At 70.5% G+C, this 13,468-nt stretch carries 10 protein-coding genes; 2 read left to right on the top strand and 8 right to left on the bottom strand.

Annotation, left to right across the window (positions count from 1 at the left end; translation table 11 throughout):
• Positions 1-11 precede the first annotated feature (11 nt).
• Positions 12-1,004, bottom strand: a complete 993-nt coding sequence (locus tag PHA84_RS09100; protein ID WP_270887776.1) for a Gfo/Idh/MocA family protein — start codon at positions 1,002-1,004, stop codon at positions 12-14.
• Between the two features lie 250 nt (positions 1,005-1,254).
• On the opposite strand from PHA84_RS09100, the gene PHA84_RS09095 reads away from it, so the two are divergent.
• Positions 1,255-3,075 (top strand): sialidase family protein, encoded by a 1,821-nt coding sequence (locus PHA84_RS09095; RefSeq protein WP_270887775.1) that lies wholly within the window; start codon positions 1,255-1,257, stop codon positions 3,073-3,075.
• The gene (locus PHA84_RS09090; protein ID WP_270887774.1) at positions 2,991-3,503 is read left to right on the top strand and encodes a bifunctional DNA primase/polymerase; all 513 of its coding nucleotides are present in this window, start codon (positions 2,991-2,993) and stop codon (positions 3,501-3,503) included. The genes PHA84_RS09095 and PHA84_RS09090 overlap by 85 nt, the downstream gene beginning before the upstream one ends.
• Before the next feature lie 58 nt (positions 3,504-3,561).
• Here the strand turns inward: PHA84_RS09090 and PHA84_RS09085 are convergent, their stop codons facing one another.
• The 7 genes from PHA84_RS09085 to PHA84_RS09055 form a co-directional block, all read right to left on the bottom strand.
• On the bottom strand, positions 3,562-5,217 hold the full coding sequence (locus PHA84_RS09085) for a glycoside hydrolase family 13 protein (RefSeq protein ID WP_270887773.1): 1,656 nt from the start codon (positions 5,215-5,217) through the stop codon (positions 3,562-3,564).
• A 54-nt stretch (positions 5,218-5,271) separates the two neighbouring features.
• A complete protein-coding gene (locus tag PHA84_RS09080; protein WP_270887772.1) occupies positions 5,272-6,276 on the bottom strand; it encodes a glycosyl hydrolase in 1,005 nt (334 codons plus the stop codon).
• Positions 6,277-6,977: 701 nt separating this feature from the next.
• Positions 6,978-7,496: a DivIVA domain-containing protein gene (locus PHA84_RS09075; RefSeq protein WP_270887771.1), complete on the bottom strand. Its 519-nt coding sequence runs from the start codon at positions 7,494-7,496 to the stop codon at positions 6,978-6,980.
• A gap of 177 nt (positions 7,497-7,673) precedes the next feature.
• Positions 7,674-9,434: a substrate-binding and VWA domain-containing protein gene (locus tag PHA84_RS09070; RefSeq protein WP_270887770.1), complete on the bottom strand. Its 1,761-nt coding sequence runs from the start codon at positions 9,432-9,434 to the stop codon at positions 7,674-7,676.
• Positions 9,435-9,514: 80 nt separating this feature from the next.
• Complete coding sequence (locus PHA84_RS09065; RefSeq protein ID WP_270887769.1) at positions 9,515-10,828, bottom strand: NAD(P)/FAD-dependent oxidoreductase; 1,314 nt, start codon at positions 10,826-10,828, stop codon at positions 9,515-9,517.
• Positions 10,825-11,307, bottom strand: a complete 483-nt coding sequence (locus PHA84_RS09060) for a hypothetical protein (protein WP_270887768.1) — start codon at positions 11,305-11,307, stop codon at positions 10,825-10,827. Before PHA84_RS09060 ends, PHA84_RS09065 begins: the two co-directional genes overlap by 4 nt.
• 70 nt (positions 11,308-11,377) lie before the next feature.
• Positions 11,378-13,468 carry an FAD-dependent oxidoreductase gene (locus PHA84_RS09055; protein WP_270887767.1) on the bottom strand — a complete coding sequence of 697 codons (2,091 nt, stop codon included), beginning with the start codon at positions 13,466-13,468 and terminating at the stop codon, positions 11,378-11,380.

The raw sequence follows: 13,468 nt of genomic DNA, 5'->3' as shown, positions 1-13,468 counted from the left end.
AGCTGCGCGCCTCAGCCCAGGCTCGCGTAGATCTGGTCCATCAGCCGCTGGTCCTCCAGGGCGCGTTCCAGGGTCATCTGCGGTGGTCTGCCGCCCCGGATGGCGCCGACGAAGTCGCGGTACATCGCCTGGTAGCCCCGCACGTCGCGAAGCCCGGGGATGGTCATCCGCGGCAGACCCCGGCCCCTGACGAGGACCACCCCGCCGTTGGACTCGAAGGAGATGACGCCCTCGCGGCCATACAGGTGGGAGAACCTGACCCCGCCCAGCGGGGAGGGAACCTCGCGGGAGTAGTAGAGCGCGCCGACCGCTCCGGTGTCGTAGCCGAACGCGACGAGCATGCTCTCCCGTCGGCCGCTGCCGCCGACCGCGGCTCGCGCGGTCGAGGGGCGCAGGCCGTGGATGCTCGTGATCCGCGGGCCGAGGCTGTTCGCGAGGTGCAGCCAGTGGACCCCCTCCTCGAAGAAGGCGTCACCTCCGGCCATCGTCTCGTCGTGTCTCCAGTCGTCCGCGGGCTTGGGGCGGTGGGCCACGGTCGCGAAGTGCGCCAGCACCAGCTCACCGATGACGCCGCTGCCGACCAACGCCCGCAGCCTCACCGCCAACGGCTTGTAGTGGTCGTTCTCCCCCACGAGCACGACGCGCCCCGCGACCCTGCGCGCCTCGCGGACCAGCTCATAGTCGTCGCTGCGGACGAAGGCCGGCTTCTCCACCAGCACATGCTTGCCGGCGCGCAGCGCCTCCAGCGTCAGGGGCAGATGAAGCCTCGGTGGGACCGCGACGACGACGGCGTCGACCTCCGGGTCCTGGACCGCCGCCTCGTAGCCGTGGTAGGTCCGGTCCGCGCCATACCGGGCGGCGAACTCTCTGGCCTTGGCGCGGTCCCGGCTCGCGTACCCGGTCACCACCTGGCCCGCGAGGGCGCGCAGGTTCCGGCTGTGGACGCCGGTGATGTAGCCGCACCCGAGAAAGGCGAGGCGAACAGGCGCGGGGGCGCCGAGCATGGCGAGAAAGTACCACGCGGCGTGGCGGCCCCGAGGCGACACGACACGTCGCCGGACACGCCGAACGAGGCCGGTGAGCTCGCGACTGAGCCCGGTGCCGCACTTCTGGTCGCTCAGCGTGGAGGAGCAGGTTCTAGGCCTCACCCCGCCTGCGGCTCACTCGTGCAGATGGGTCTACTCCGAGAGTCTCCGGAGGAGTACCGTCGCGAGACGCCCTATCGTCGCAGTGCAGAGACCCTGTGGAGACGCCATGCGCGCTCGCGAACGCTTCACGACCACCCTCATCACCGCCCTGTTCGTCGCGGGGCTGACCGCGACCGCCGCACCGGCGTCGACGCCTCGAAGCGACGTCCGCCTCAGCAACGACAGGGCAGGTGGCTACACCAGCACCTACACCATGGCGACCGGTCAACCGTACACCGACGCCACCCTCACCGAGTGCTCGCGTTCTCGTGGCCGTCAGAACGAGCCGTCCGTGGCGATCGACCCGCGCGACCAGCGCGTGATGGTCGGGAGCTCGAACGACTACTGCGGCGTGTACAACGACGGGGTCGACGCCGACGGTGCGCCCATCGCGTCCGGTCCCATCTGGCTCGGGTACTACCGCTCCACCAACGGTGGTGGGTCGTTCGCCAGCTCGCTGGTGCCTGGCTATCCGGGCGACACCAGCCCCTACGCCGCCCGCGCGCACATCCGCACGGCCAGCGCCGGTGACCCGGTGCTGGCCTGGGACAACCATGGGCGCCTGTTCGCCGGCTCGGAAAGCTCCGACGACCCGGCCGGGTCGAAGAAGACCTTCGGTGACGCCTGGGTGGCGACCTTCCAGAACCCGGCCGGCCCGTCAGGCAGCACCCTGCGCGACGGCAGCGAGTTCGTCCGGTCCGAGATCGTGGCCCGCGGCTCGTCCGCGCCCAACCTGCTGGGCAAGTTCAACGACAAGACCGCCATCGAGGTCGACCGCACCGGCGGCTCCTGCGACGGGACGGTGTACTTCGCCTGGTCGCGCTTCACCAACAACAGCAGCAACATCTACCTGTCACGGTCGACCGACCACGGCAGCACGTGGTCGACGCCCCGGCTGCTCACCACCCGCGTCAACGACGTTCAGGTCCCCGAGGTCACCGTGACCGGCAACGGCCACGTCTACGTCACGTGGCTCGCCACCATCGGCAACAAGAGGACCGAGACGGATGCTGTGCAGTACGCCAAGAGCAGCACCTGCGGCGCTACGTTCACGCCCGCCAGGACGGTCGTGACGTTCGAGGGCTACGCCCACCAGGACAGCGGCTTCCGTGACTGCGGCGACGCCGCAAGCGCCTGCCCCTCCGGCTACACGTTCTTCCGCGCGGACACCACCCCGAGGTCGGCGACGGACCAGGCCGACCGCACCAGCGAGAACGTCCACATCGTGTATGACGCGGCGTACGGGCCGGACGTGGCGACGGGGTCGTCCTACGGGATGGTGGCTCCCGGCGTGGGGTCGCTGTCGGCGGCGTACTACGTGGTGCTCCACGGCGCTACGGGTACGCACACAGCACCCGTGCTGGTCGACAGGCCTACCAAGCAGCACCAGCTCTTCCCGGACATCGCGCTGAATGCCGGAACCGCCCACGTCATCTGGTGGGACAGCCGCAACGACTCCAGCTGCGCAGACGCGACAGCCTGCGCCCGTCAGCCCGTCGGCAACACCGCCGACCGGCATGTCGTGCAGGACGCCCTGGACGTCTACGGGAAGGCGTTCCCGGTGTCGACCGGCCCCGCCGCTGGCACTGCGGTCCGGGTGAGCGACACGTCGAGCAACCCGAACTTCGAGCAGTTCAGTGGGCGCACCGTGCCGTTCGCAGGCGATTACCTCTGGGTGGACAGTGTGGGAACCACCACGTTCACGACTTGGACCGACTGGCGTGACACCGTTCCCGGTTCCGACGCTCGCGAGACGTCGGTCGCCGGAACCCCGGAGCCGAACGAGGGAGCCGACGTCCTGCAGTGCCGGGCCAGTGCCACTGCCGGGGACACCTGTCCACGGGCGGGCGGTCTGGACCAGAACATCTACGGGGACCTGGCACCCTAGGGCCGAGGCCCCCGGCCTCAGCGCCGGAAAGCCGTGGATACCCCGGCATACCGACGGGATGCCGGGGTAGGACTCCCGTGCGGAGCCGACACCCGACGGCCCCGCAGTTGCCGCACCGTCCTACCTCACCGGAGAGGAGCCCGGCCACCATGGCGTCCGAGAGCCACACGACCACCGACCACGACGAGATCCGCTCCTGGGTCGAGGAGCACGACGGCAAGCCTGCAGCGGTCCGGGACACGGGCTCGGACGACTCCGCCGGAGTGCTGCGCATCGACTTCCCGGGCGGCGCGGGGGAGGACCGGCTCGAGCACATCAGCTGGGACGAGTGGTTCGCCACGTTCGAGGACAGCGACCTCGCCTTCCTCTACCAGGCGAAGAAGGCCAGCGGCGAGGACAGCACGTTCTTCAAGCTCGTCAGACGCTGACCGCTCGACGCGTCGGGCCGGTATCTCGGGCCTCCCGGCCTTCTATTGCGTGAGAGGGCTACTGCGTCAGAGGGCGGAGCCAGGCGGCGGCGTCGACGGGCAGGTGTCCGCGGGCCACCGGAGCACTGCTCAACAGGACCTCGGCGACCGTGACCTCGACAGGTTCCCGGCTTAGGTTGACCAGGCACCGCAGGACGGTGCCGCGGTCGAAGTCCAGGACCCCGGATGGGGAGCGGCGCCACACCAGGGGCGCGGCATGGAGCCCTTCGGTGCTGCGCCGAAGCCGCAGCGCCGCCCGGTAGAGGGAGAGCATCGACCCCTGCTCGGAGGACTGGGCCTCGACGGTCAGGGCGCTCCACGACTCCGGTTGGGGCAGCCACGGCTGCGCTTCGTCGGGGCAGAACCCGAACGGCGGCGCAACGCCGCTCCACGGCAGTGGCACCCGGGCGCCATCGCGTCCGCGTATCGCGCCGCCACTGCGCAGGAACATGGGGTCCTGAAGCACCTCCTCGGGCAGGTCGTCGACGTTGGGCAGCCCGAGCTCCTCACCCTGGTAGATGTAGGCGCCCCCGGGCAGGGCGAGCATCAACATCGCCGCTGCCCGGGCCCGCCGGGTTCCCAGGGCGAGGTCGGACACCTCGCCCTCCCCGTCGGTGATGAAGAAGGAGCTCGTCGTCGGACGGCCGTAGCGCGTGACCGGGCGGATCTCGTCATGGCTGGTCAGCACCCACGTCGACGGAACGCCGACCGGCTCGAACGATGCCAGCGTCGCGTCGATGACGTCGTGCAGCGCCTCGGCGTCCCAAGGGCTCTTGAGGTAGGGAAAGTTGAACGCCGTGTGCATCTCGTCCGGCCGCAGGTACTTCACCAGCCGCTCCGGCGTGCTCACCACGGCCTCCGCCACGAACACGCGGTCGCCGTCATAGGTGTCAGCGATGGCCCGCCACCGCCGGAAGATGTCATGCACCTGCTCGACGTCCCAGTGCGGGTTGTCGTCCCAGTCCACCGTGCGGAACTGCAGGACCCCGCCGTAGTCGGCATCCGGAAGCTCGGCCTTCTTCGCCATCGCCGGCGCAGCATCGATCCGCAGTCCGTCGACGCCACGATCGAACCAGAACCGCAGCACGTCGTCGAAGTCCTCGAGCACCGCGGTGTTGGTCCAGTTCAGGTCCGGCTGCTCGGGGGCGAACAGGTGCAGGTACCACTGGCCCGGACGTCCGTCGGCCTCGGTGACCCGCGCCCATGCCGACCCGCCGAACGCGCTGATCCAGTTGTTGGGCGGCTCCTCGCCATCAGGGCCGCGACCGTCACGGAAGAAGTACCGGTCCCGCAGCGAGGAGCCCGGTTCCGCAGCCAGGGCTGCGAGGAACCATGGGTGCCGGTCAGACGTGTGGTTCGGAACCAGGTCGATGATCACCCGCAGTCCGAGGGCATGCGCCTCTCGGAGCACGGCATCGGCATCTGCCAGGGTGCCGAACATCGGGTGGATGCCCCGGAAGTCGCTGACGTCGTACCCGCCGTCGGCCATCGGAGACGGGAACCACGGTGAGATCCACAGGCCGTCGACGCCGAGGTCCGCCAGGTAGGGAAGCCGCGCCCGGAGGCCGGGCAGGTCGCCCTCGCCGTCCCCGGTCCCGTCCGCGAAGCTGCGCGGATAGACCTGGTAGATCACTGCATCGCGCCACCAAGCCGACTCGTCATCGCTGCCGCTCATACCGCGAACCTAGGGCCCATCGGCGAAGGACACCATTGTCAGGTCGGACGTTCGTCATGCCCCACGTCGGCCGGTTTCGGCTCGAGCGACCAGGTAGCCCTCTTCATCCAGCCTGACCTGGATCGGGTCGCAGATCTCGAAGCTCTCCCCACCACGGTCCTCCAGGTTGTGGAAGCCGAGGATCACCCACGTCCCGTCGCGCTGGCGGACCAGCGGCGCGGCGAACAGCGTCGGGTCGGGCGTGAACGGCCGCGCGGCGTCGATGTCGAAGGGCCCGAGCGGGCCCTCGCAGGGAACCGACCACGTGCAGAAGTGCCCGCTCCGGGCGACCCGCTCGGGGGTCATCTCCTGCGGGTGGCAGGTGAAGACGAGCACCCAGCGGCCGTCCACCTCACGGGTCTGAAGCACCTCCAGCTGCCCGAAACCGGTCCCGGCCGAGGACAGCGGGGGCAGTACGGTCCAGGTCTGAAGGTCGGGAGAGTGCAGGTGCGCGACGACGCCGTCGTCGTTGCGGTCGGCGCCCACGGCTCTGGCCGTCACGAGCAGGTGCCACCCGTCCCCCTCGGGGTCGCGGACAGCAAACGGGTCGCGCCACGTCTCACTGACGGTGCCCACTGGCGGGCCCGCGGTGGCCACGTCGGGATAGTCCTCCAGGGTCTTGTACCAGCGCGGGTCCGGGGCGGCGAGGGGCGCGGTCGAGCGGTCGGTCCAGGTGTGCAGGTCGGTCGAGGAGGCCATCCCCAGCCGCTGGTCGCGCAACCCGTGCCCCGCCGTCGAGATGGCGGTGTAGAAGAGGCGGTAGGCCCGGTCGCCGACCGAGATGACCGAGCCGGTCCACGTAGCGAGATCGTCGAAGGCGCCTCTTCCGGCCGGGCCGAAGGTCTCGCCCAGAACCTCCCAGGACCTCAGGTCCCCGGTGACCGCGTGTCCGATCCGGGCCTTCTCGTGCCGCATGTCGCCCTGCGGCATCCGGGGCGCCTGGAGGTAGTACAGGTGGTGGCGCGTGCCGTCGTCGAACCACCATGAGTCCCAGATCCAGGCGTCGTCCAAGCGCAGCATGAGCCACATCATGGCAGGCCGTCCTCGGCACGCCCCGCTGCCCGGATGGGCCATGCCAGCGTCGGGAGTCCCTTGGCGCTCATCCGCGCCGATGAGGCCCAGCGCCGTCCGGACCTGCACAAACACCGTTTGCGAGCGTTGGCCAGAGACGGGTAGATGCGGTCACCGCCTCGGCGTCGTAGATCCCGGCTCCCCGGGCATGACGTAAGCGCCCCCGCCCAACTCGCGAGAGGCAAGCGGGGGCGCGCTGGTCGACGGCCCGCCAGGCTGGGGGTGGTGGTGGCGGGCGTGACAACTTCATCGTTGCACCGCAGTGTCGTAGGCCACTTCCCCCACCCGGGTGAGCGGGGAGCCCGCGTTTGGTGGGGGCGGTCAGCCGCCCCCGAGCTCCAGGTGTTGCGCCCCAGGGACGGCACCGCCAACCCCACGCTGCTGGAGGTGGACGATGACGCCATCTCTGAGGTACCCGCTGCCGTTGGAAGGGATTCGTCGGGCCGCGCCGAGGACCTGAGCGTCCGACACTCCTCAAGGCGTCTCCTGTGAGCCTGATTGAGCACAAAGGGGTCGGCCACCGTCCTCCGGTGTGGTGCGAGATCCGATGCCCTTGTCACTGACTGGGTCACGCCCCTGACCACGCCAGGCCTTCTTCACCGACCAGATGGCTTCGGCACCACTGGTCACAGGGCCGTGCGTTGCCCGGCCTAGTCCCCGGAGGACGACACGAGAGTCAGCGCGACGGGAGCCTCCTCGTCGAGCAGCCGCTGCTGCTCGACCAGCAGCAACCTCAGCCGGTCGCGGTAGGTACGGTCCAGATGCTGCAGCCGACTGAGGTCGGCGGTGAGCCGCCCGGTCTCGGCATGCGCCTCCGCCACGAGACCCTCTGCGCAGATCTGGGCCTCGATGACGATCCGCTCGGCTTCCGCGGCGGCCTGTGCCCTCAGGAGCTCGGCTTCCTCGAGAGCGGCGGCCCGAAGCTGCGCTGCCTCGACATGCGCCTCGGCGAGACTGGCGTCGGCCGTCTGCTGGGCCAGCCGCAAGAGGGCGAGCGACCGAGACAACGGATCCGCGGCCGCGTCGTCGACTGGCGGGGAACCGCGGCTCGCCAAGCGGTCGAGCTCGGTCTCGATGCTGGCCAGGAACGCGTCGACATCATCGACCGCGTAGCCACGAAAGGCCAGCGGGAACACCTTCGTGCGGACATCAGCCGAGGTGATCGGCATGGGGACCTCCTGAGCAACACCGGTTGACTGGCCTTCTGGGACTGCTTGTGATGGGTTGCGACCGACGGCGACTCACGCTGGGCAGCCCGTCGTCCAATGGATCAAAGAGCGCCCTCTTGCCTCGCTGATACACCATCAGCCGGCTCGGCGTCCGGCGGCTCGTGGCGGCGGCCGTCGTCACGATGGCGAGCAGCTCGGTCGGCACACGCGTTGCCCGACAGCGTCCAGGAAGATTCGGCTGATCTGGCGGGGGTCCTTGGCCCGGTACGACGAGCCTGCCGTCGCCGCACTGATCGCCGCCATCGAGGTGGCGTCGCTGTCCGGCCCGTAGGCGATCGTGATGACTGGCACCGGGTGCGCTTGGTCCTGCTCCTTGCGGAGGGTGCCGAGCAGGCGCCTGAGGCTGATCCCCTTGGCGTCGTCGTTCTTGCCGTCAGAGAGCAGCACCACGGCGTTGATCCGGCTCGGGTCGAAGCTCCTGCGCACTGCGCGGACGGCGGCGAGGGTCGTGTCGTACAGCCCGGTGTCGCCGTAGCGGACGTCCTGGATGCTTGCGAGCGCACGAGACAGCCGGTGCCGCCCGCCGTTGGCCCCGGCGGTCATCCGCGTCATCGGCACGACTTGGCGGTAGTCGGTGCTCGGAGTGAGGTTGGTGGAGAAGACCCAGAGCCCTATGTCGGTGCTGTCAGGGTAGAGGGCCAGGCCGCGAGCCGCAGCCGCCTGGGCCAGCTGCAGCCGGGTGGCGCCGTGCGCGCCAGGGACCAGCAGGTCCATCGACCCGGACACGTCCATCACAGCCAGCACGCGAGCCTGCTTGCGGATCGACTGCAGCGTCCGGATGGCCAGCTGGACCGAGGCGACCGTGGGTGGGCGGTCGGCCGAAGGGCCGATCGGACCGAACCTGGCGACACCGGCGAGGGCCGGCCCCGCGTGGCCGTGAGAGTCGCGGAACCCCGCTGACTGCAGGCGCTGCCGGCCGGCACTCGACTGCAACGCCTTCAGTAGGACGTCGGCCTCTCCGGTCACACTGTCCCGGGCGTTGAGCAGGACGAAGGGATAGTCGAACGCGTGCGCTTGACCCGGCGGGTAGACGGCTGCGGTCCGGTCGCGACCGGCGAGGCGATGGTGCCACACGGCCTGCTCACTGGCCGGGACCGCGACATCCGAGCGCTCCGCGGCCCAGTCGAGGAGGGCCGACGCGTTCGTCGTGGCCGCCGGCTGGGCCAACCGGAGCGCTGCAGTCAGCTCAGCGCGCGCCTGGGGACGCCCAGCCAAAGCATCCTGAAGCCCGAGCACGGCGGCCAGGCCAGCGGTGGAGCGCTGCGGTTCGGGCAGCACGAGGTGCACCCTCGGGTTGACGCCGCTGGCGAGCAGCCCGGCGATATCCGCGGGCCGGAGGCGACCATCCCCATGGGCAGGGCTGGACTCACCGGTGGGCGCGGAGGCGCTGGCCGCGACGGACGGGCTGTGGGTCCCGGACGGTGCGACGCCGGATGCCTCCGGCACGGCGAGAACGAGGGGGCTGGTGGCGACGGAGGGGTGCTGACCGGGGAGCTGCAGTCCAGCCGCCCGGGCTTCCAGAAGCCAGGTGGACGAGTCGGGGATCCACACGTCCGGGAGCTGCGCGGCTCCGGCCTTGATCTGGTCCATGACGTCCGCCGGGTCCTGGCGGGTGACCCGGACGGTGACGCAGGTCGAGCGGGAGGCAGATGAAAGGGTCGCCGCAACAGCCTCTACGACCGGAGCGATGTCGGGAGAGGCGGTCACGTGGATCGGTCCGCTCGCGGCCGTACACACCGGGTGCGCCGTGCGGCCCCGCGAGAACGACAGGGGCACCGTCACGGCCACGGCGGCGACGACACCGACTCTCAAGGCGATCCGGGCGACCCGCCGGGCGCGGCCGACTGAGGTGCCGGCGTGCTTGGCCCGTCCGGTCATTCTGACCTCCTCGGCTGGTCGTCGCGGCCCATCGTCGGAAGGAGGGTCCGCGAACCTCGCCTGATACAGGAGTCGATCGCTCAGGTGTCAAAGGTCGCCCGGCGGCCCACGGACAGACGGTCGCGCTCCCTCCCGAGGGCTCCGCTGACGGCGTCCCGCAGGTCGGCTCTCGATGCGCGCAGCGCCGCTCTGGCCAGCGCCTGGCTCTGCACGGCGCGGCCGACGACATGAGCAGGCCGGCGGTGGCGGGCGAGCACGTCCTGCAAGTGCCGCCGATGCCGGGTCGACCCTGCGAGCACCCGCAGGAGCTCGTGGTCCAACACCGTCGTCTGCACCCGGCCGAGATCCTGGGCGAGCCAGGACATCGGCCGGGCATCGGCGTCCCGCTCGCGCCACCAGGAGTTCAGGGCCGGGTCGAGCCGTGCAGGGTCCCGGAGCGACTCCTTGGTGAGGCAGCGGGACAGCCCTCGCGCCTGACGGAGGGCGTCGCAGATCCCCTGTCCGACCACGATGTCCTTGAAGTGACCGGCGTCTCCGACCAGAGCCCAGCCCGGCCCGGCTCCTGGACGGAAGAACCCGTCCATCCGGCGGACGCTGCGCATGCCCCCCACGAGCTTGGACTCGTCGATGGTGCCCCTCAGCGGCCCGATGAGCTGACTGGCGACCGACACCAGCACTGAGGGGTCACGCCAGTCCCGGTGGTCGTCCAGGGGCGGTTGCCCGGCCACGAGCGTCATGCCGTCATCACACGGTGCCACCAGGATCATGTCCCGCCCACGCCGCGCCAGGTGGAAGACGTTGGGCATCGGGATACCGGCGAAGTACCCCCAGAATGCCGTCCGCTCGTTCGGCCGCACGTCGTAGCGCTCGGCGCCCACCAGCCTGGCCACCGTTGAGTTGCGGCCGTCGGCGCCGACGACGATGCGTGCGCTGAGTGCGACTCGGGTGCCGTCCGGCCGCTGCGCGACGACGCCGTTGACCCGCCCACCGGACCACAGTGCGTCCACCACGGCCGTCTGCGCGAACACCTCGGCGCCGGCGTCCCGCGCGGCGCGGTGGAGCACCGCGTCCAGCGAGATCCGGCGTAGGCACAGCCAGGGCCGGTCCGCCGTCGCTGCCGACAGGTCGGCATCCTCCAGATGGATGCTGACCTCACGCAGCGGCGGTGCGCCGCAGGCCATCACCTCACCGAGCACGCCCAGCTCCGCGAAGAGCGACACATCCTGGATCAGGTGGGTCGACAGCGTCTCGCTGGGGACCGGGTCCCGCTCCACGAGTGCCACCGACAGCCCGGACCGGGCCAACCTGATCGCCATGGCGCATCCGGCGACCCGGCCGCCCACGATGACGACGTCGAAGGGCTGGGTGTCCAGCGAGGGGCTGGGACCGGTCACCGGAGGGCGCCCTGAGTCGACGTGTGGGCCTGCGCAGGGGCAGTCGTGGCATCGCTCGACCGGAAGTACCCCCGCCCGAGGTACATCATCGCGAGCCCCAGAGCGACCGTGAGGGCGAGGGCCCCCACCTGAAGGACCTTGTCCAGCAGCTGCGGCGCCATGTCGGTGTGGGCGGCGTGGAAGGTCATGTGCGGGATCGTGGCCACGACGAAGCTTGCCACCGCACCGTTGAACAGGTCTCGTGACATCTTGACCGCGGCATACCCGAGGACGACGCCGAAGCCGAGGTACAGCGCCCCGAGGTCTCGGGTGATGTGCTCGTTGTAAGGCGGCATCATCGCGACCCAGCCGCGTCCGAAGAGGAACTTCTGGTAGAAGTACATCGGGAAGAAGAGAGCCTGGACGCCGATCGTGACGGCCTCGAGGACGAGCATCACCAGCCCGGCGCGAAGTGCCGTGCGAAGTCGTATGGTGCGCATGAGAAGTTCCTGTTCTGGTCGGGTGGTGTCGGGTGGGCGGGGCTCGGCGGTGAGGTCTGGTGGCGTGCGGTCAGGCGCGTGGGGCGGGACTGGAGCCCAGCCGGTGCGGCGAGCCGGACACCCTCGTGGCGAGGACCTCGACGCCGGGGCCGCTAAGCTCCTCGAGCGCTGCACGGCGACCGGTCAGCGTCATCACCAGGGCCTCGGCCGGTCCCCTCAGCTCGGGTCCGCTCGCGCCTGAGTCGAACTCGACATCACTCGCCACCACCCTCAGGCCCGACATCCGCTTGCGGCTGCCGATGCGCGAGCTCAGCCGGGGCAGCGACTCCAACGCCGCCAGCAGGCGGCCTGACGGGATCTCGCGGTGCAAACCGAGGGGGCGCCGGATGTCCTGGTGGTGCACGAGGTGGTCGGTGAACAGCTCGTGGACGGGGACGAACCGCGCGGAGGCACGTGGCGGTCCGCTGGTCCCGGCGACGAACAGATCCAGCACCTGCCGCTCCGAGTGCCGTTCCGCGAATGACCTCGCCAGCGTCAGCGAGGTCGCGTCCACGGAGAACCGGTGCCGCGCCACAGCGGCCCCGAACGCCAGGACGGACATGGAGTGACCGACCGCCATGTGTGCGACCACGTCCTTGACCCGCCACCCCGCACACAGTGAGGACGCGTGCCACTGCGCGTCGTCGAGGGCGTCGAGCAGCGTTGCCAGGTCTCGGCTCTCCTCGAGCATGAGGGGCAGGTAGTCGGTCTTCATGACGATCTCCTCGTATGGGTCGAGAGGGCTGACGGCCGCACAGCAAGGGCCGGGTGATGCGGCGACAGGGCGAGCGAGACGCGGTCCTGTAGGTCCATCGCCCGCAGGTAGGCGGGCAGCCCGCGGGAGGGCAGCAACGCGGAGGGGACGCCCGCCGTGCTGCTGCGCGACCACGGCAACGCGTCGGTAGGCGACCCCCCACCGGCGAGCACGTTGCTGTAGCGCAGCGCGGTGGAGACGCACATCGCGAGCCCGTGGCCGCACCAGCCACCCGCGAAGTGCACCCGGCAGCCCCCCCCACGAGCCCCCTACCGGACCGACGATGGGCAGCCGGTCGAGCGTGGCACCGGTCAGGCCCGACCACCGGGCTTCGACGGGGACGTCGCGCACCGCTGGGAACCGCTGGTGCATCTCCTCCACGACGCGCCGGAACACGGCTGCAGACCCGAGGGCGTCACGGCGTGGGTCTCCACTGGCGACCAGTGCCGGTCCCCCGCCGAAGATCAGCCGGTCATCGACACCCAGGCGGTAGTAGCTGAAGAAGTTGCGCTGGTCGATGACGCCGCCGAAGCCGTTCCAGCCCAATGCTTCCCGCTCCACCGGTGTCAGCGGCGCGGTGGCGACGACATGTGTGCGCAGCGGGACGACCGACGACGGGTGAGGGTTGAGCTCGTCGCCGTAGCCGTCCACCGCGAGGAGGACCTGTCCGGCCCGGATGGTGCCTGCCGGGGTGTGCGCGAGGACCTGGTCGCCATCCGGCTGGATGCGGTGGACGCGGGTGCGCTCGAGGACTCGGACGCCGCGCCGCTCTGCCGCGGCCGCCAGGCCGGTGACCAACCGGTAGGGGTCGACGAGAAGAACGTCGTCGTAGGCGAAACCGGCCCGGTAGAACCCTCCGACGCTGCGGCGCAGGTCGCCCGCAGCGAGCCATCGGCCGGAGAGACCCAGGTCGCGAAGATCCGCCGTGTGCCGGCGCATCCGGCGCTCCTGCTGGCTGGTCAGGGCGCAGATCGTCTGCCGCTCGAACCGGGCGTCGCAGTCGATCCGCTCCGACTGGATCAGCCGGCCGAGCTCCGTGACACCGGCCACCGTGCTTGCGAACGCGGCGGCGGTCACCGGGTCGCCATAGCGGCGGCGCATCGAACGCAGCGGCGCGCTCAGGCCCGGCCCGACGATGCCGGTGCTCCGCCCGGTGGCGCCCAGTCCGACCTGGCTGGCGTCGATCAGAAGTACCTCCAGGTCTGGCCGCTGTCGCGCGAGGAAGTACGCGGTCGCCGTGCCGGCCAGTCCGGCGCCGACGACCAGGACGTCGGCCTTCGCGTCCCCGGCCAGGCTCGGCCGCAGGGGGGTCGTCGCTGTCCCCCACCACCAGATAGGTGCTGTCTCGGGCTCGATCAGATCAGGCAT

This window comes from Pedococcus sp. 5OH_020, from assembly GCF_027812955.1.
Classification (GTDB): Bacteria; Actinomycetota; Actinomycetes; order Actinomycetales; family Dermatophilaceae; genus Pedococcus.
Note: the sequence above shows the minus strand (reverse complement) of the source record. Positions and strands in the feature narration are given on the sequence as shown.

What these genes read in the sequence shown, in the direction of transcription:
- PHA84_RS09100 (WP_270887776.1), bottom strand. Translation starts at nt 1,004, where the DNA reads ATGCTCGGCGCCCCCGCGCCTGTTCGCCTCGCCTTTCTCGGGTGCGGC.
- PHA84_RS09095 (WP_270887775.1), top strand. Translation starts at nt 1,255, where the DNA reads ATGCGCGCTCGCGAACGCTTCACGACCACCCTCATCACCGCCCTGTTC.
- PHA84_RS09085 (WP_270887773.1), bottom strand. Translation starts at nt 5,217, where the DNA reads ATGAGCGGCAGCGATGACGAGTCGGCTTGGTGGCGCGATGCAGTGATC.
- PHA84_RS09080 (WP_270887772.1), bottom strand. Translation starts at nt 6,276, where the DNA reads ATGCTGCGCTTGGACGACGCCTGGATCTGGGACTCATGGTGGTTCGAC.
- PHA84_RS09075 (WP_270887771.1), bottom strand. Translation starts at nt 7,496, where the DNA reads ATGCCGATCACCTCGGCTGATGTCCGCACGAAGGTGTTCCCGCTGGCC.
- PHA84_RS09070 (WP_270887770.1), bottom strand. Translation starts at nt 9,434, where the DNA reads ATGACCGGACGGGCCAAGCACGCCGGCACCTCAGTCGGCCGCGCCCGG.
- PHA84_RS09060 (WP_270887768.1), bottom strand. Translation starts at nt 11,307, where the DNA reads ATGCGCACCATACGACTTCGCACGGCACTTCGCGCCGGGCTGGTGATG.
- PHA84_RS09055 (WP_270887767.1), bottom strand. Translation starts at nt 13,468, where the DNA reads ATGCCTGATCTGATCGAGCCCGAGACAGCACCTATCTGGTGGTGGGGG.